Here is a 16,779-nt window from a genome sequence, read left to right as displayed (position 1 = left end):
AAATAGTCTGCCAATGTAGTACTACTACTGAGACACTGCCCTGGGCAATTCCGGTATGGATTCAGGCATTCTGCGCAGGCAAAACGCCAGTCCCGGCTGGTTGCCCAGGCGGTAATGGAAGTCGAGCACGCTGCCGCCGGCCAGGCTGGGCTTGCCGGGCAAGGCCAGGGGCAGGTTCAGGCTGCACTCATGGTCGCCCAGGACGATGTCGCCATGCACGCGGATGCGCGTCAGCAATCGCGGCGCCTGTTCCAGCACGTCGGGCAGGCGGATGGTGGCGGCCGGCAGGCTGTCGCCCCCTTCATCCTGCCAGGCGCGCAAGGCGTCCGCATCGAGGGTAAACACGCGGCCCCAGTCGGTGCACGGCGCATCCGGCGCGCGCCGGTCCAGGCCCAGGTGCACGGTGACGGCCGCCGGCAGCAGCGTCGCCGCAGGCGCTTGCGCGTGCAGATTGCGCAGGATGGCCACCTGCGGCTCCTTGCCCAGCGCCGTATTCATGGTTTCGCTGACGATCACGTCCGGCATGGCGCCGGCAGGAATGCGGCAGGCGGCCGCGTCGGCGCAAAGGTATTCGGCGACGTGGCTGTCCAGGCCCAGGACTGCGATCAGGTCGCGCGCATACGCCAGGGTCTCGGCATGCACGTCGAGGATGGAAAACTGCACCAACTGCGCATCCAGCACGGCCATCACCGGCAAGGCCAGCAGGGCGAACGGGCCGCAACCCGCGTACAGCACCCGCACGGGCCGCCCGCCGCTCACGTCCAGGCGCTCGCGCACGGCCAGCGCCAGGCCCTGGATGAAGGCGGCGCTGCGGTACGGCTCGCGCGCGCACAGTCCCGCCTGCACGGGCGAGATGGCCCAGCCGCTGGGCAGAAAACTTTCGCCATCGCGCAAGCCGTCCTGCCGGTCCATGGACAGGCGCGAATGGCGCTCGACGAGCTGGCGCAGCTGCACCGTTTCGCCGACCAGGCTGGCCAGGGAGCGCTGCGGATCGCACAGCGCGGCCGCAATGGCGGCCAGTTCCGCGCGCGCCGGATTCACGCGCGACTCCACGGGCAAGGCGGGATAAAGACAGAATGCATGGCGGCCTCCTTGAAATGATTGCAAGTACGCGGAAAAATTGGCAGCATAGCAAATAAATACATGCCTGCTCATTTGCCGCCATCGCAACCACCTACCGGAGCACCGATGCACGCCTTGCCGCTTTCCGCCCTCGCCAGCCTGCCCGCCCCCTACCAGTTGCGCGTCCAGCGCGACGACGACGAAGGCTTTGCCGCCGCGCTGTACGGCTCCACGCGCGACGACTTGCGCCAGATGCCGGCCGCGCCCGCCGTCATCGAACAGCTGATCGCCATGCAGCAGCGCATGCAAAGCCACGGCTATCGCCAAGCGTATCCGCACGCCGTGTACCTGGTGCTGCAGCACGGCGACACGCCCATCGGCCGCCTGATCCTGGAGCGCCGGAATCAGGTGCTGCACCTGGTCGACATCGCCATCCTGCCCGCCGCGCAAAGCCAGGGCGCCGGCAGCGCCGTGCTGCGCGGCCTGCAGGCGCAAGCCGCTGCGCAGCAATGGCAGATCCACCTTGCCGTCAACAAGAGCAACGCCGCCGCGCGCGCACTGTACCAGCGGCTGGGCTTTCGCCTGCGCGGGGAAAACGAGGTGCAGGAGCAACTGGAATGGAGCGCGCCATAGTGCCGGCGCAACATACCCCCAGCACCTGGCTGCAACTGCCACTGCGCTTCGACGTGGCGCGCATGCAGGGTGACAGCGACCAGTTCGCCGCCAGCGAGTGGATCAGCCATTTCAACACGGGCGCCTATGACACGGGTTGGAGCTGCATACCGCTGCGCTCGCCCGGCGGAGCAGCCGGCGATATCATGCCCGTCAACGGCCCCGCCTATGCCGCCACGCCGCAACTGGCGCGCTGCCCCTGCCTGCGCGAGGTGCTTGCCAGCTTCGCATGCGAGCTTCACGCCGCGCGCCTGATGGCGCTGGCGCCGGGCACCCTCATCCGCGAGCACCGCGACGCCGGCATGTCGCTGGCCGATGGCCTGGTCCGCATCCATATCCCCATCCACACCTCGCCGCAGGTGCTGTTTACCATCGATGGCGAGACCGTCCATTTCACGGCCGGGCACGCCTGGTACATGGATGCCAGCTGCCTGCACGCGGTGCACAACCGGGGCACGACGCCGCGCATCCACCTCGTGCTCGACTGCATCAGCAATGCCTGGCTCGAAGCGCTGTTCGCCTCGGCCGGCTTCGTGCCGAAAGCGCCCCACAGGTATGGCGACCCCAGCATCAACGATGGCAATGTGCGGGCCGTCATCGCCCAGTTGCGGCTATCGCCCTCGCCCGCCAGCCTGGCGCTGGCCGGCGCGCTGGCTGCCCTGGCCGACGGGAACGCGCCGTGAGCGCCGCGCCGGGCCTGGCCCAGCAGGAACGCTTGCTGGCCAGGGGCGAGACAGTGCCGTGGCACGAGGGCATGGACCTGCGCGGCTGGTATCCGCTGTACGTGGAGCGGGGCGAAACATGGACGGACGCCGCCATGTGCTGGCGCGAGCTGGGAAAAACACCCTTCAGCGACGCCTTCTTTGTCAATACCCTGGCGCGCCAGCCGCACGGGGAGCGCCGCGTCTGCCGCACGCCGCTGGCGGCGCTGGCGACGCTCGGCGATTGCCTGGCACCCGACGCCTTCATCTTCCACGTCTCGCGCTGCGGCTCGACCCTGCTGAGCCAGCTGTTGGCGTCCTTGCCGCAATGCATCGTCATGTCCGAGCCGCCCGTCATCGACTCGCTGCTGCGCCTGCATCACGACGGCGCCGACCCGGCCGCCGGCATCGCCCTGCTGCGCCAGGCCATCCTGGCCCTGGGCCAGCGCCGCACCTTTGCTGAGACGCACTTCTTCATCAAGTTCGACTGCTGGCACATCCACAGCCTGGACTTGCTGCGGCAAGCGTTTCCCGGCACGCCCTGCCTGTTCGTCTACCGCGAACCGCTGGCCGTGCTGGCCTCGCACCAGCGCCAGCGCGGCCCGCAGATGGTGCCCGGCATGCTGCACCCGGCACAGCTGCCGCTGCCCGCACACCAGCTGGCGCCGAGCGATCTCGATGGCTATACGGGCCTCGTGCTGGCCAGCCTGTTCGACGCCGCCCGGTCCCATGCAGCCGCAGGCCAGCTGCAGTTAATTAACTATAAGCAATTGCCAGACATCCTTTTCAGCGATGTATTGCCCCGCTTCGGCATCGCCCCTACAGCGGCGCAGTTGCAAGCGATGCGCGCGCAAGGCGGCGTGCATGCGAAGTACGGCACGGCTTACCACGGCGATCCGCCCGCGCCCGCGGCAAGCGGCCTGGCCGCCATCGCCGCGCAATTGCAAGCCGCGTATCTGGCGCTGGAAGCGTTGCGGCTGCATGCCGGGCAAGGTCAATGATTTTCATAAACCCAACTTTTTGACAAGGAGGCATGTCGACGTACCCACTGGAAACCATGCGATAAATTAGCTGTTCAACTGCGGCGCAGAATGCGCCGGTGCAAGCAACCTAAAACCGACCCTGACACCATGATAAAAAAAATGACATTGGCAGTGCTCTTGACCGCCCTGATTCCCTTCTACGCATGCAAGGCGCAAACCACGGCGGCAGCGACACCCGCTTCCGCGGAAGTCACCACCACCCTGACACCCGATATTGGCGGCATCAAGCAAGTGGTGGAAATCAAGACGGACGACGCGAACAAGCCCGTGCTGCTGTTTTTATCCGGCGGCCCGGGAAGCTCCATGATCAAGGGGGCGGATGCCTTTACGAATCTCCTGAAAAGCAGATTTACGATTGTGCAATGGGACCAGCGGGATGCCGGAAAAACCTTGAAACTGAATCCCTCCCCCACGCAGCCGTCCGTCGGGCACATGGAGCAGGACACGTATCAAGTCATCCAATTTCTGCGCAAGGAGTTAAAGCAGGACAAAATATACTTGCTGGGCAGTTCCTGGGGCAACGTCCTGGGCTTTGATATCGTCAAGCGTCACCCGGAACTGCTGCATGCCTATTTCGCGTCGAATCCTGTCGTGAGCCAGCTGGAAAGCGAGAAAGAATTGCTGCAAGCCTTGAAAGTGCATTTCAAGGACAATGCCGTCGCCAGCCAGGAACTGAACAGCATCAGTTTTCCGTTTGCAAGTGACGAAAGCATGTTCTATTTAAGAAAATGGCTTTTCTACAAGGATGGCAAGGCATTTGCGACGAGCGAAGGTTTCAAGACGGGCTTTCTGCAGTGGTCAAAGACCTGGTCGCCCGTCTGGAACGAGGTCATGAACATTGATTTGCCCAAGACCTTGAAGAGCGTTGACTGCCCCGTGTATTTCTTCGTCGGCAAAAACGATATCCAGACCTCGACCAGGATCACGCAAGCGTATTTCGACACCTTGAAGGCGCCAAGGAAGGGCTTGTTCTTCTTCGAGCATTCCGGCCATCAGATACACCAGGATGAACCGGTGCAATTTCAAGAAGCCATCATCAAGACCTTGGATGCGACTGCCAAGCCCTGATGCAACGCCCCATGACATGACGCCCTTTTCGGGGGCCGACAGGCTGGCCGGCACACTGCCGGCCTAGTCGCCGGCAATGCTCGCCGCAGCCTTGCTAATCAGCGACGCCACCGCCTGGGCTTGCGAAATGTAAATGGCATGGCTGCCGGCAACTTCGACCACCGTCGAGCCCGCCCGTTCCGACATCTGGCGCTGCATCGCCGGCGCAATCATCTGGTCCCCGGTCGCGACCAGGTACCAGCTGGGCTTGCTCCTCCACGCTGGCGCGCTGACCACGCCCGTCAAGGCAGCCATGCCCCAGGGCACTTGCGATGCCGCCATGAAGTTGGCCTTGTGCCTGGGCACATCGGCGGCGAAGGCGGCCGCAAACTTTTTCTGGTCGAGCAACAGGAAGCCATCGTGCGGCGGCAAGATCGGCGGCACCGGCGCGCCAGGCGGGGCATTCTTCAGCAAGGAATCGACAGACTCCCCTTGATCCGGCACAAACGCCGCGATGTAGACCAATGCCTTGACCCTGGGATCGTTCCCCGCTTGCGTGACCACGGCGCCCCCGTACGAATGACCGACGAGGACCACGGGACCCGGTACTGCGGCGATGACCCGGCCCGTCGCGGCCACGTCGTCCGCCAGCGATAGCGTTGGGTTTTGCACAACGGCAACGTGACAGCCTTCGTCACGCAGTGCCCGGTAAACGCCTTCCCAGCCGGACCCGTCAACAAAACCACCATGCACGAGCACGATCGTCGCCGGTCCGGCACGTGCGATGTCATCCATGTCAGCCCCTCCCGGAAATTGCAAGCGATGACAGAGCCGCCAACGCCTTGTCTCTTCCAGCATAGCGCCAGATGCCTAGTGGTCCATGCGGTGGATCAAGAGCAGGCGACACGGGCGTCTGCGCCGGCCCTGAAATGCAAAAAGCCCAACCGGTGAAGGCTGGGCTTTCTGCTACTGCGTGTTCTGGCTCCCCGACCTGGACTCGAACCAGGGACCTGCGGATTAACAGTCCGTCGCTCTACCAACTGAGCTATCAGGGAAAAGAGGCCGCATTCTATAGGGGAAATTTTACGATGTCCAGATTTCCCCCAGAAAAATGTATATTTTCCCGGCTTCACCTTGCCCGTCGGTCAGCCGGGATGCTCTTGCGGGTAGTAGTCAAAGACCAGCACCCGGCCCAGCCATGGCTTGAGCTGCTCGACAAAGGCCAGGTGGGCCGCATGGGTCAGGTACCCATCGCGGGCGGCGGCATCATCGAAGGTCAGGGTAAAGCAATCGGTAAAGCCGTCGTCGAGGCCTTCCGGGCTGACGTTCGGCCCCCATTCGAATTGCCGCACGCCGGGAATGCGGTGTTTCAGATGGGAAAACTCGTAGACGAGCTCGGCATGCTTGGCAGACGTGATGCCATCGAGGAAGTCGCACAGGACGATGTGGCGCAAGGCGGAGGTACAAGTCATGGGAAGGTGCTCCTGAAGTGATACATTCAGGATAGCGCAAAACGCGATCACGCACAGGCAAGCCCCGCTGGCGGCGGCGGAAAACAAAAAAGGCCATGTTTTTCAACATGGCCTTCCGAATTCTGGCTCCCCGACCTGGACTCGAACCAGGGACCTGCGGATTAACAGTCCGTCGCTCTACCAACTGAGCTATCAGGGAAAAGAGGCCGTATTATATAGGCCAAACTTGGCGCTGTCCAGATTTCCATAGGGAAAATCTTATCTTGCCCCAAGCTGCGCGCAGGCGGCGCAAAAACAAAAAAGGCCACGTTTTTCAACGTGGCCTTCCGAATTCTGGCTCCCCGACCTGGACTCGAACCAGGGACCTGCGGATTAACAGTCCGTCGCTCTACCAACTGAGCTATCAGGGAAAAGAGGCAATATTATATGTCGCTTGTTCCATATTTGCAAGACTGATACTGTATCTTCACAAACACGGCCATCGCCGACTTTCTACCGCCATCAGCGCCGCACTTGCATGCAGCGCCGAAGAAGCAAGATCTTAAAGCACTTTGGCGATCGCGTCAATAACGATGTCGATATTGCGCGAATTCAATGCTGCCACGCAGATACGGCCCGTGTCGACGGCGTAGATCGACTGCTCGCGCAGCGACGCCACCTGCTCCTTGGTCAAGCCCGAGTACGAGAACATGCCGATTTGCTGGCGCACGAATTCGAAGTCGTGGCCTGGCGCCTTGGCTTTCAGTTTTTCCACGAAGGCATTGCGCATTTCGCGGATGCGCACGCGCATGCCGGCCAGTTCCTCTTCCCACAGCTGGCGCAGTTCCGGCGTGGCCAGGACGGTGGCGACCACCTTGCCGCCGTGTACCGGCGGGTTCGAGTAGTTGGTGCGCACGACGCGCTTCAGTTGCGACAGCAGGCGTGCCGCTTCGTCGGCGCTGGCGGCGACGACGCTCAGGGCGCCCACGCGCTCGCCGTACAGCGAGAACGATTTCGAGAACGAGTTCGATACCAGCAGCGGGCCGCCCGCGTCGGCGAAGCGGCGCACCACGGCGCCGTCTTCGGCGATGCCGTTGGCGAAGCCTTGATAGGCCATGTCCAGGAACGGCACCAGGCCGCGCGACGTCACCACGCTGATGATCTGATCCCACTGGGCCACGCTCAGGTCGGCGCCGGTCGGGTTGTGGCAGCAGGCGTGCAGCACGACGATGGAGCCGGCTGGCATGGCGTTCAGGCTGGCCAGCATGCCGTCGAAGTTCACGCCATGGGTGGCGGCATCGTAATACGTGTAGTTATTCACGACAAAACCGGCGTTCTCGAACAGCGCGCGGTGGTTTTCCCAGCTTGGGTCGCTGATGTAGACCTGGGCACCCGGCGCGAAACGCTGCAGGAAGTCGGCACCGATCTTCAACGCGCCCGTGCCGCCGATGGCTTGCACGGTCACGGCGCGGCGCTCTTGAATTACGGCGCTATCGGCGCCAAATACGAGTTCTTGCACAGCCTTGTCGTAGGCGGCGAGGCCTTCGATCGGCAGGTAGGTGCGTGGGGCGGCCTGTTCGATCAGGATGGCTTCCGCCTTGCGTACGCAAGCTAACAGAGGCACTTTGCCGTTGTCGTCATAATAGACGCCGACGCCCAGATTGATTTTGGCGGGATTCTGGTCCGCGTTAAATGCTTCGGTGATGCCCAGGATCGGGTCGCGTGGGGCCATCTCGATGGCGCTAAACAGACTGGCAGAAACAGTTGGGTTCGTCATGATAAGATTGGATTCGATTGGAAGCAGGTTCACAGCGGAGTTGTAGACAGCGCCCCAAAATACAACGCCAGGGCCGCCAGCAGAGCACTATTCTAACAAAGGTCTGATTCACATGCCCGAATTATCTACCGCCAGCGAGGCGGAAAGCGCAATTATCTCTTTCCCGGACTCCCCCTTCAAGCTGCACCAGCCATTCCCTCCGGCCGGTGACCAGCCCACGGCGATCGCCCAGTTATCCGAGGGGATTGCCGACGGACTGGCCTTCCAGACGCTGCTGGGCGTGACCGGTTCCGGCAAGACCTATACCATGGCCAACGTCATCGCGCGCATGGGCCGGCCCGCCATCGTCTTCGCGCCGAACAAGACGCTGGCGGCGCAGCTGTACAGCGAGTTCCGCGACTTTTTCCCGCAGAACGCGGTCGAATACTTCGTCAGCTACTACGATTACTACCAGCCCGAAGCCTACGTGCCGCAGCGCGACCTGTTCATCGAAAAGGATTCGTCGATCAACGAACATATCGAGCAGATGCGGCTGTCGTGCACCAAGTCGCTGATGGAGCGGCGCGACGTCATCATCGTCGCCACCGTCTCGGCCATCTACGGTATCGGTAACCCGAACGAATACCACCAGATGATTTTGACCTTGCGCGTCAAGGACAGGGTCGCGCAGCGCGACGTCATCGCGCGCCTGATCCAGATGCAGTACACGCGCAACGAAGTCGATTTCGGCCGCGGCACCTTCCGCGTGCGCGGCGACACCATCGACATCTTCCCCGCCGAGCATGCGGAACTGGCCGTGCGCCTGGAAATGTTCGACGACGAGATCGAATCGATCCAGCTGTTCGACCCGCTGACGGGCAGAGTGCGGCAAAAGATCCCCCGCTTCACCGTGTACCCGGGCTCGCACTATGTGACGCCCCGCTCCACCGTGCTGCGCGCCGTGGAAACCATCAAGGACGAGCTGCGCGAGCGCCTCGAATTTTTCCGCAAGGAAAATAAACTGATCGAGGAGCAGCGGCTGGAACAGCGCACGCGCTTCGACTTGGAAATGATGGCGGAAATCGGTTTTACGAAGGGTATCGAGAACTATTCGCGCCACCTGTCCGGCGCGCTGCCGGGCGAGCCGCCGCCGACCCTGGTCGACTACCTGCCGCCCGACGCCCTGATGTTCCTCGACGAGTCGCACGTGCTGACGGGCCAGCTGAGCGCCATGTACAACGGCGACCGCTCGCGCAAGACGAACCTGGTCGACTACGGCTTCCGCCTGCCGTCGGCGCTGGACAACCGGCCCTTGAAATTCGAGGAATTCGAACAGAAGATGCGCCAGACCGTGTTTGTCTCGGCCACCCCGGCCGAATACGAAAAGAACCATTCCGACCAGGTGGTCGAGCAGGTGGTACGCCCCACGGGCCTGGTCGACCCGCAAATCATCGTGCGTCCCGCCAGCAGCCAGGTGGACGACCTGATGTCGGAAATCGTCGAGCGCATCAAGAAGGATGAGCGCGTGCTGGTGACGACTTTGACCAAGCGCATGTCGGAGCAGTTGACGGAGTACCTGGGCGACCATGGCATCAAGGTACGCTACCTGCACAGCGACATCGAGACGGTGGAACGCGTGGAAATCCTGCGCGACCTGCGCCTGGGCACCTTCGACGTGCTGGTGGGGATCAATCTGCTGCGCGAGGGCCTGGACTTGCCGGAAGTGTCGCTGGTCGCCATCCTCGACGCGGACAAGGAAGGCTTCTTGCGTTCCGAGCGCAGCCTGATCCAGACCATCGGCCGCGCCGCGCGCAATCTGAACGGCACGGCGATCCTGTACGGCGACCGCATCACGGACTCCATGCGCCGCGCCATCGACGAGACGGAGCGCCGCCGCGCCAAGCAGATCGCCTTCAATACGGCCAACAACATCATCCCGATCGGCGTGAAGAAATCGATCCGCGAAATGATCGACGGCGTCTACAGTCCGCAGGAAGCGCGCGAAACCCTGCAGGTGGCGCAGGAAGCGGCGAAGTTCGAAGCCATGAGCGAAAAACAGGTCAGCAAGGAAATCAAGCGCCTGGAAAAACTGATGGTCGACCACGCCAAGAACCTGGAGTTCGAAAAGGCGGCGCAGGTGCGCGACCAGCTGCACATCCTCAAGCAGCAACTGTTCGGCGCACCGGGCACCGACAACGTGGCGTCGATCCTGGGCAAGTAAATGTCACGCCATGCGTGGGCGCAGGCCTGCGCGATCCGGCCGGCGCCGCTGGCCGGTCGCGGATGCCATTGCGTCATGCCACAATAGCGCCCCGCCTCGCCCCTTCAGGGATAACTGGGCCGGCGCATGTGGAACAGGCTGTCCGGTCCGATCTCGAAATAATCGGCCGGACCGCCGCCGCGCAATATCGGCGCGGCGGCGGCCGTGTCGTACACGCCATCGGTCAACAGGTGGCGCGCGATATGCACGCCCACCACTTCCCCCAGCACCAGCCAGCTGCCGACACCGTCACCCTTGACGCCCTGCAGTTCGATGATCTGCGTGCGCCGGCATTCGAAGGAGACGGGGCTTTCTGCCACGCGCGGCACGTTGACGAGGCGCGCGGCGGCCGGCGTCAGGCCGGCCAGCACGAATTCGTCGACTTCGGACGGCGCCGGCGCGCAGCTGGCATTCATCGCCTCGGCCAGCGGACGCGTCGCCAGATTCCACACGAATTCGCCCGTTTGTTCGATATTGCGCAAGGTATCCTTGCGGCCGATGCTGGAAAATCCGATCAGCGGCGGATGGTAATTGAAGGCGTTGAAAAAGCTGTACGGCGCCAGATTGAGCACGCCCTCGCCGCTGCGCGAGGCGATCCAGCCGATGGGCCGCGGCCCCACGATGGCGTTGAACGGGTCATGCGGCAAGCCATGGCCCTGTGCGGGTTCATAAAAGTGAATGGGGTCAAGCACGCGCGCTCCTGCAGTCAAAGGAAGTCAAGACGCCCGGGATGGAACGCCTGGAACGACAGCTTACTGGAATTGCCGCCACCGCGTTGCCAGCCCGCGGCGCCAGGTGCGTTCGCGCACGCAGCATGACAATTGTATGGCGCGCCGCAGCACGCCTCGCTTATGATGGGGCAACTCAACCCCGATCATTGCGCCGCCGCCCATGCCTACCCTCACGCTGCACCAGAAAGTGTTCTTGCTCCTCCTGAGCGTCGTCACCATCGGCTTCGGCTGGATACTGGCGCCCTATGCGGGCGCCATCTTCTGGGGCGTCGTCCTGGCGATCCTGTTCGCGCCCGTGTACCGCTGGCTGCTGCGAAAAACCCGGGGCCGCGCCGGCGTGGCGTCGCTGCTCACCTTGCTGTTGATCATCGTCATCGTGATCCTGCCGCTGTCGCTCATTTCCGTGTCGCTGGTGAACCAGGCGGCCAGCGTCGTGGAAATGGTACGTTCGGGTGAAATCACGGTCGCCATGTTCTTCGATAAGATCATGGCGGTGCTGCCGCAATGGCTGATCAACTTGCTCGACCGCTTCAACCTGACCAGCCTGGCCAGCCTGCAGGACAAGCTGGCCGAGGGCGCCACGCAGGTGAGCCAGGTGGTGGCGGTGAAAGCCATCAATGTGGGCCTGTACACCTTCGAATTCCTCACCAGCCTGTGCATCATGCTGTACCTGCTGTTTTTCCTGATGCGCGATGGCTCGGCCCTGTCGGCCCGCATCAAGGGCGCCGTGCCGCTGAGCCGCAAATACAAGCAACGCCTGTTCACCAATTTCACCACGGTGATCCGCGCCACGGTGAAGGGCAACATCCTCGTGGCGATTGCCCAGGGCGCCCTCGGCGGCCTGGCATTCTGGTTCCTCGACGTGCCCGCGCCCCTGCTGTGGGCCGTGCTGATGGCCTTCCTGTCGCTGCTGCCGGCCGTCGGCGCCGCCCTCGTCTGGGCGCCCGTTGCCGTCTACTTCCTGGCCACGGGCGCCATCTGGCAAGGCGCAGGCCTGGCCGCCTTCGGCGTCTTCGTCATCGGCCTGGTCGACAACGTGCTGCGCCCCGTTTTGGTGGGCAAGGACACCAAGATGCCCGACTACGTGGTGCTGCTGTCGACCGTGGGCGGCATGGCCCTGTTCGGCCTGAACGGCTTTGTCATCGGCCCCGTGGTGGCGGCCCTGTTCATCGCCTCGTGGGATCTGTTCGTCTCGGCCAGCGAATTCCAGGCCGAGGATTGAAGCGTGGCAATCGGGAGCGTCAGCACCCCATCCGGCAAAAATAATGGCGACGGAAGCCGGCTTGCCGGCGGCGCCACTTGCGCTTCCTGAAACAGGCCGGAACAGCCTGGCGGCAGAGTGCCCGCCAGCGCTGACCAGGCTCGGCAACTATCCACATGAGACCGCATTTCCCATCATTTACCATGATGCAACAGTGTGTATTTAGCAACACATGCAAAAATATAGTTTTTGACGCAGCAGGTGCCGCGGCGTAGTGTCGGTCGTCCCGACAACCACGTAATGAGGAGCCTCCCATGGCAAATCCACTGTGCTTAATGATGCCGGCGCTGCCCGGCACCAATCCGACCGCCATCGCCGCAACATTGCTGGAATACCAACCGAAGATCAATGCCGCCCTTACCACTATCGGTACCGTGCACTTTGCCCGCTTTACCCTGCTTGACCGCTCCCAGCCCAATCTGCTGCCCAACATTCAATCGGCGGGCACTTCCGATAGCCTGGTCATCGGCGTGATCACCGAGTATGACGGCAACTTCAACGACTACATCGAAGATTTCGTGGGCGAACTGGGCGAGGTATTCGACGCGCTGCTGCAATTTGTCGTGGGCGGCAAGGCGCTGATTCCTGTGGCTAACCATGTGGCTGCATTTGAAGCCTTCATCACGGCCAACGACGCCGCGCAGCACGTGCCCAATAACGGCCTGTACAGCGCCTATCCGCAGACCGTCCAGAAAATCATCGCCGCATTCCGAACCTGAGCCGAAAGCCACGCCGGGGCTGCGCAAGCGGCCCCACCACCCTGCCAGCCACCACCCCAGCCCCCGGAGACAGCATGGCCGATTCCACCATCGATTACGACGACGTGCAAGGCACGATCCTGCGCGGCTACCGCGTCAACCTGGCGCGCCATTTCATCTTCAGCATCACGGATGCGGCGCAGGCACGGCGCACCATCGCGGCCCTGCTCGACGGCAGCGACGGCTTGCCGTCCATTACCACCGCGCGGCACATCCACCCCAAGCCGCCCTGCTTCCTGAATCTCAGCTTTACCGCGCCCGGCCTGTCGGCGCTGGGCGTTGCCGCGACCGACCTCGCCACCTTTGACCAGGCATTTCAACGGGGCGCGGCCGATCCGGCCAGCGTCAATGCCGTGGGTGACGTGGGCGACAGCGCCCCCGAGCACTGGCTCGGCAACCTGGGGCCGGCTACCCAGCATGGCCAGGTGCATGCGCTGCTGAGCCTGTGGGTCAGCGAATCGACGGAAGTGCTGCAGGCGACCTCGGCCACACTACGCCGCGCCTTTGCCGCCGGCTGGCGCGAACTGTATGCGCACGACGGCGTGGCCCTGCCAGACAACCGCGTGCATTTCGGCTACCGCGACAGCATCGCCCAGCCGGACGTCGATGGCGCCCCGCAGCGCAAGCGCGAACACGACCCTGATCCGCTCAACAGCGTCAAGACGGGGGAATTCCTGCTCGGCTATCCGAATGAAAACGGCGGCACCTACCAGGTGCAGCCGCCGCAACTGTCCACCAATGGCAGTTATGCCGCCTTCCGCATCCTGGAGCAGGACGTGCCGCTGTTCGACAGCATCCTGAGCCAGGGCGCGGCCAGTTCCGGGCTCACGACCGAAATGGTGGCCGCCAAGATGTGCGGGCGCTGGCGCAACGGCAATCCGCTCGTGCTCAGGCCGGACGAGGCCGGCCCCGTGCTGCCGGACGCCAGCCTGAACCGCTTTCACTATGTCGATGCGCAGCCGGACCTCGATGACACGCTGGGCCTGAAATGCCCGATCGGCGCGCATATCCGGCGCAACAATCCGCGCGACGAAGCCGTCGTGGGCGCTCCCTCCCGCCACCACCGCATCGTGCGGCGCGCCATGCCCTACGGCAGCGAATATGATCCGGCAGCGCCCATCGCAACGCAGCGCGGCCTGGTCGGCTATTTCATCAATGCCAGCCTGCGCAATCAGTTCGAATTCCTGATGAAGCAATGGAACAATGACGATGCCTTCGTCAAATCGGCCGTCGGCCCGGCCGGTCCCGAGGCGGGCGATGCCACGTTCAACATCAGCGGCCAGGACGTGTTCCTGGGCATCAACGACCCGGCCGTCAGTTCCTTCACCTTGCCCGGCGTGGGCGCCAAGGGAAGCGGCAATACCGAACTGCAGCATTTCTCGCGCAGCGTCATCACGCGTGGCGGCGTGTATTGCTTCTTCCCCAGCATCACGGGATTGCGCTACCTGGCGAACCTCGGCTAGGCGAGGCGGGCGCGCCACGGCAGCAAGCGGGAACGGCGCGTACCGCTTGCATTGATCCTGTCATTGCACTATCGTTGGCACACGCGCGTGTTGCCAACCTTTCACAATGACAGGAGTTCCCACCGTGTCGCTGATCCTCTACGGCCATCCCTTTTCCTCGTACACGCAGAAGGTACTCATCGCGCTGTACGAGAACGCCATCCCGTTCGCCTTCCGCTGCCTGGCGCCGGACCTGCCCCAGCACCTTCAAGAGTGGCTCGAGCGCTGGCCACTGCGCAAGTTTCCGCTGCTGGTGGACGGCGAGCGCAACGTCGCCGAGACCAGCATCATCATCGAATACCTGCAATTGGCCCATCCCGGTCCGCTGCGCCTGCTGCCGGACGACCCGATGCAGGCGCTGGACGTGCGTTTTCTCGACCGCTACTTCGACCTGCACGTCATGACACCCGTGCAGCATGCCGTCGGCGCCGCCCTGACTGGCGACCCGGCAAAGACCCGCGAAGGCCGCGCGTTTGCCGGCGAAAAGCTGGACCTTGCCTACGCCTGGCTGGAACAGCACCTGGCCGGCAGGACGTGGGCCGCCGGCGACCGCTTCAGCCTGGCCGACTGCGCCGCTGCCCCCGCGCTGTTCTATGCGGACTGGACGCAGCCGATTCCCGCAACGCTGCCCCTGCTGCGCGCCTACCGCGCGCGCCTGCTGGCCCGTCCTTCGTTCGCCCGCGCGGTGGAGGAGGCACGTCCGTACCGCCACCTCTTCCCCCTGGGCGCGCCGCAGCGCGATTGACCCCGTTCAGGCAAACACGGGACGAAAAAAACTGCGCTCATAGCTGACGATGCAGCGCGTCTCTTCCGCATAGCGGAAGGCGGCCTGGCATTCGGCGTCCTGCATCGAGTCGCTGCGGTATTGCTCGTACAGGGCCAGGCTGGGGAACGAAAACATGGCCAGCGCCACGTTGCTGGCGCCTTCGGATGGCAAAAAATAGCCGTGGTGCTGGCCGCCGAAGCGTTCGACGAGCGGTATCCACAGTTTGCCGTAGGCTTCGAACTCCCGCAATTTATATGGGTCGATGATGTAACGCAAATAACAGGTAATCATGCGGTTTCCTTGTGAAGATTCAGATCCGTCAGCATGCCGGACTCCCAGGAGCCGATGGCGGCCAGTGGCGTGCCAGGCAAGAAGTCCAGCGCGCAGGGATAGGCAATGGCGTGTTCGGCAAGCACGCCGAGACCCGGCCAGGCGTAGAACAGCAGCTTGCCCTTGCCGATGCGGCCCAGCGCGCCGCCGTCGGGCAGCCAGCGCAAGGCGTCGCCCGTGCCGCCGCCCGCCTCCACGGCCACCGTGGCCAGCCGGCGGCCATCGTCCAGCGCATGCACGGACAGACACTCTTGGCCGTCAGCGTAATGCAGCACTGCCAGGAGCGTGCCATCGGGCGACGGCGCGCACGACGCCAGCTTCGGCAGCGACAGCACCACGCGGCCGGCGCCGGTCTGCAGCGGCCAGTCCCACACGCTGCAATAGTCGGGCGGCTGCACTTGCCCCTCTTCCACCGATTTGACGCCATGCAGGAGCAGCAAACGCCGTCCGCCATCGATAGCCCACATGCCGCGCAGCATCTCGCCCGGGTGCGCCTGCGTGAAGAGCACCTCGCCCGTTTGCGCGTCGCGCACCCGCAGGCGGCCATCCCAGCCGCCGTCGGCAAGATACTGCCCGCAAGGCGACCACGCGGGACCGCAGCCTTCGCCCTCCTTCTTGTTCTGTAAGTTCAGCAGCAACTGGCCAGCGAGGGCATCCACCACAACCATCTGGCCCGTCGTACTCTTGATGGCCAGCCGGCTGCCGTCGGGCGAAAAGGCCATGTCCGACATATGCGCGATGAATTTGCCGCGCCACAGCTTCTGGCGCGCCGCCACGTCCCACAGGACCAGGTCGCGTCCCAGCACGGCCAGGCGCGTGCCATCGGGCGAAAAGCGCACGCCGTAGCTGCAGCCCAGCTTCAGGGGCTTCGGCCTTGCCGTCATGGGCGCACCAGCCGGTACACGACGCTATCGAGGTCGTAGTGGCGCTCCATGCCCACGTACTGCATGCCCAGGCGCGTCATGACCTTGATCGAGGCGGCATTGTCCGGGTGGGCCACGGCCACCACTTCGGGCGCGCCGACGACGTCGAAGGCATGCGCGACGATGGCATTGGCCGCCTCGCTGGCGTAGCCCTTGCCCCAGCCGGCCCGCGCCAGGCGCCAGCCGATTTCGTGCGGCTGCGCCTTGTCGCCGCCGATATGCTGCAGGCAGGCCAGCCCTACCAGCACCTCATCTTCGGTGCGGATCAAGGCCCACCACGAATAGCCCCACTCGACCCAGCGCCCCATGATGCGGGCAACGGCGGCACGTGTATGTTCCTCCGTCTCCGGCTGGCCCGCATTGAGGTAGGTCATCACTTCGGTATCCGAGTTCATGGCGTGCATGGCGTCGTAATGCTTCTCGGTGACGGGTTCGAGGCGCAGGCGCGCCGTGTGCAAGATGGTCATGGCATTTCCTTGGACGAAAAAAAAGACGATACACGATCGTCTTTTTTTA

Annotated in this window: 17 protein-coding genes and 3 tRNA genes; 9 read left to right on the top strand and 11 right to left on the bottom strand. The window is 63.6% G+C overall.

Translation table 11 applies throughout. From position 1 onward, the window contains the following. Positions 1 to 24 precede the first annotated feature (24 nt). Positions 25 to 1,041 carry a hypothetical protein gene (locus OX459_RS05880; RefSeq protein ID WP_289904176.1) on the bottom strand — a complete coding sequence of 339 codons (1,017 nt, stop codon included), beginning with the start codon at positions 1,039 to 1,041 and terminating at the stop codon, positions 25 to 27. A 147-nt stretch (positions 1,042 to 1,188) separates the two neighbouring features. On the opposite strand from OX459_RS05880, the gene OX459_RS05875 reads away from it, so the two are divergent. The 4 genes from OX459_RS05875 (at position 1,189) to OX459_RS05860 (ending at position 4,546) form a co-directional block, all read left to right on the top strand. Then, positions 1,189 to 1,695 (top strand): GNAT family N-acetyltransferase, encoded by a 507-nt coding sequence (locus OX459_RS05875; protein ID WP_289904175.1) that lies wholly within the window; start codon positions 1,189 to 1,191, stop codon positions 1,693 to 1,695. Continuing rightward, positions 1,680 to 2,417 (top strand): aspartyl/asparaginyl beta-hydroxylase domain-containing protein, encoded by a 738-nt coding sequence (locus OX459_RS05870; protein WP_289904174.1) that lies wholly within the window; start codon positions 1,680 to 1,682, stop codon positions 2,415 to 2,417. Before OX459_RS05875 ends, OX459_RS05870 begins: the two co-directional genes overlap by 16 nt. After that, on the top strand, positions 2,414 to 3,436 hold the full coding sequence (locus OX459_RS05865; protein ID WP_289904173.1) for a hypothetical protein: 1,023 nt from the start codon (positions 2,414 to 2,416) through the stop codon (positions 3,434 to 3,436). Before OX459_RS05870 ends, OX459_RS05865 begins: the two co-directional genes overlap by 4 nt. Positions 3,437 to 3,577: 141 nt before the next feature. Next, the gene (locus tag OX459_RS05860) at positions 3,578 to 4,546 is read left to right on the top strand and encodes an alpha/beta hydrolase (protein WP_289904172.1); all 969 of its coding nucleotides are present in this window, start codon (positions 3,578 to 3,580) and stop codon (positions 4,544 to 4,546) included. A gap of 63 nt (positions 4,547 to 4,609) precedes the next feature. On the opposite strand, the gene OX459_RS05855 is transcribed toward OX459_RS05860, so the two are convergent. The 6 genes from OX459_RS05855 to OX459_RS05830 form a co-directional block, all read right to left on the bottom strand. Beyond that, positions 4,610 to 5,320 carry an alpha/beta hydrolase gene (locus OX459_RS05855; RefSeq protein WP_289904171.1) on the bottom strand — a complete coding sequence of 237 codons (711 nt, stop codon included), beginning with the start codon at positions 5,318 to 5,320 and terminating at the stop codon, positions 4,610 to 4,612. 184 nt (positions 5,321 to 5,504) lie between these two features. Next, positions 5,505 to 5,580: transfer RNA gene (locus tag OX459_RS05850), tRNA-Asn, on the bottom strand. A gap of 90 nt (positions 5,581 to 5,670) precedes the next feature. Beyond that, positions 5,671 to 5,997: a Dabb family protein gene (locus OX459_RS05845; RefSeq protein ID WP_289904170.1), complete on the bottom strand. Its 327-nt coding sequence runs from the start codon at positions 5,995 to 5,997 to the stop codon at positions 5,671 to 5,673. Positions 5,998 to 6,120: 123 nt separating this feature from the next. Further along, a tRNA-Asn gene (locus OX459_RS05840) sits at positions 6,121 to 6,196 on the bottom strand. 135 nt (positions 6,197 to 6,331) lie between these two features. Beyond that, positions 6,332 to 6,407 (bottom strand) — tRNA-Asn (locus OX459_RS05835). Positions 6,408 to 6,538: 131 nt separating this feature from the next. Further along, the gene (locus tag OX459_RS05830; protein ID WP_180278725.1) at positions 6,539 to 7,753 is read right to left on the bottom strand and encodes an amino acid aminotransferase; all 1,215 of its coding nucleotides are present in this window, start codon (positions 7,751 to 7,753) and stop codon (positions 6,539 to 6,541) included. Between the two features lie 112 nt (positions 7,754 to 7,865). Between OX459_RS05830 and uvrB the strand changes: the two genes are divergently transcribed. Further along, positions 7,866 to 9,953, top strand: coding sequence for an excinuclease ABC subunit UvrB (gene uvrB, locus OX459_RS05825; protein WP_077407260.1), 2,088 nt, complete (start codon positions 7,866 to 7,868; stop codon positions 9,951 to 9,953). A gap of 104 nt (positions 9,954 to 10,057) precedes the next feature. Here uvrB and OX459_RS05820 read toward each other — a convergent pair whose 3' ends face one another. Then, complete coding sequence (locus tag OX459_RS05820) at positions 10,058 to 10,684, bottom strand: flavin reductase family protein (protein WP_289904169.1); 627 nt, start codon at positions 10,682 to 10,684, stop codon at positions 10,058 to 10,060. A gap of 199 nt (positions 10,685 to 10,883) precedes the next feature. Between OX459_RS05820 and OX459_RS05815 the strand changes: the two genes are divergently transcribed. From OX459_RS05815 to OX459_RS05800, 4 genes are all read left to right on the top strand, one after another. Next, positions 10,884 to 11,945, top strand: coding sequence for an AI-2E family transporter (locus OX459_RS05815; protein ID WP_099667099.1), 1,062 nt, complete (start codon positions 10,884 to 10,886; stop codon positions 11,943 to 11,945). Between the two features lie 293 nt (positions 11,946 to 12,238). Continuing rightward, positions 12,239 to 12,703, top strand: a complete 465-nt coding sequence (locus tag OX459_RS05810) for a hypothetical protein (RefSeq protein WP_143451500.1) — start codon at positions 12,239 to 12,241, stop codon at positions 12,701 to 12,703. 74 nt (positions 12,704 to 12,777) lie between these two features. Then, entirely contained in the window at positions 12,778 to 14,205 is a 1,428-nt protein-coding gene (locus OX459_RS05805; protein ID WP_289904168.1) for a hypothetical protein, read from the top strand. A gap of 124 nt (positions 14,206 to 14,329) precedes the next feature. After that, positions 14,330 to 14,989: a glutathione S-transferase family protein gene (locus OX459_RS05800; RefSeq protein ID WP_289904167.1), complete on the top strand. Its 660-nt coding sequence runs from the start codon at positions 14,330 to 14,332 to the stop codon at positions 14,987 to 14,989. 6 nt (positions 14,990 to 14,995) lie between these two features. Here OX459_RS05800 and OX459_RS05795 read toward each other — a convergent pair whose 3' ends face one another. The 3 genes from OX459_RS05795 to OX459_RS05785 are packed head-to-tail and all read right to left on the bottom strand — an operon-like array spanning position 14,996 to position 16,730. Continuing rightward, a complete protein-coding gene (locus tag OX459_RS05795; RefSeq protein ID WP_034752016.1) occupies positions 14,996 to 15,301 on the bottom strand; it encodes an NIPSNAP family protein in 306 nt (101 codons plus the stop codon). Continuing rightward, a complete protein-coding gene (locus OX459_RS05790; protein ID WP_289904166.1) occupies positions 15,298 to 16,224 on the bottom strand; it encodes a hypothetical protein in 927 nt (308 codons plus the stop codon). The genes OX459_RS05795 and OX459_RS05790 overlap by 4 nt, the downstream gene beginning before the upstream one ends. Continuing rightward, positions 16,221 to 16,730, bottom strand: coding sequence for a GNAT family N-acetyltransferase (locus OX459_RS05785; RefSeq protein ID WP_099667094.1), 510 nt, complete (start codon positions 16,728 to 16,730; stop codon positions 16,221 to 16,223). The genes OX459_RS05790 and OX459_RS05785 overlap by 4 nt, the downstream gene beginning before the upstream one ends. Positions 16,731 to 16,779 lie beyond the last annotated feature (49 nt).

Source organism: Janthinobacterium sp. SUN026 (assembly GCF_030397625.1).
In the GTDB taxonomy this organism is placed as follows: Bacteria; Pseudomonadota; Gammaproteobacteria; order Burkholderiales; family Burkholderiaceae_D; genus Janthinobacterium; species Janthinobacterium kumbetense.
This window is presented reverse-complemented; position numbering and strand designations above follow the sequence as displayed.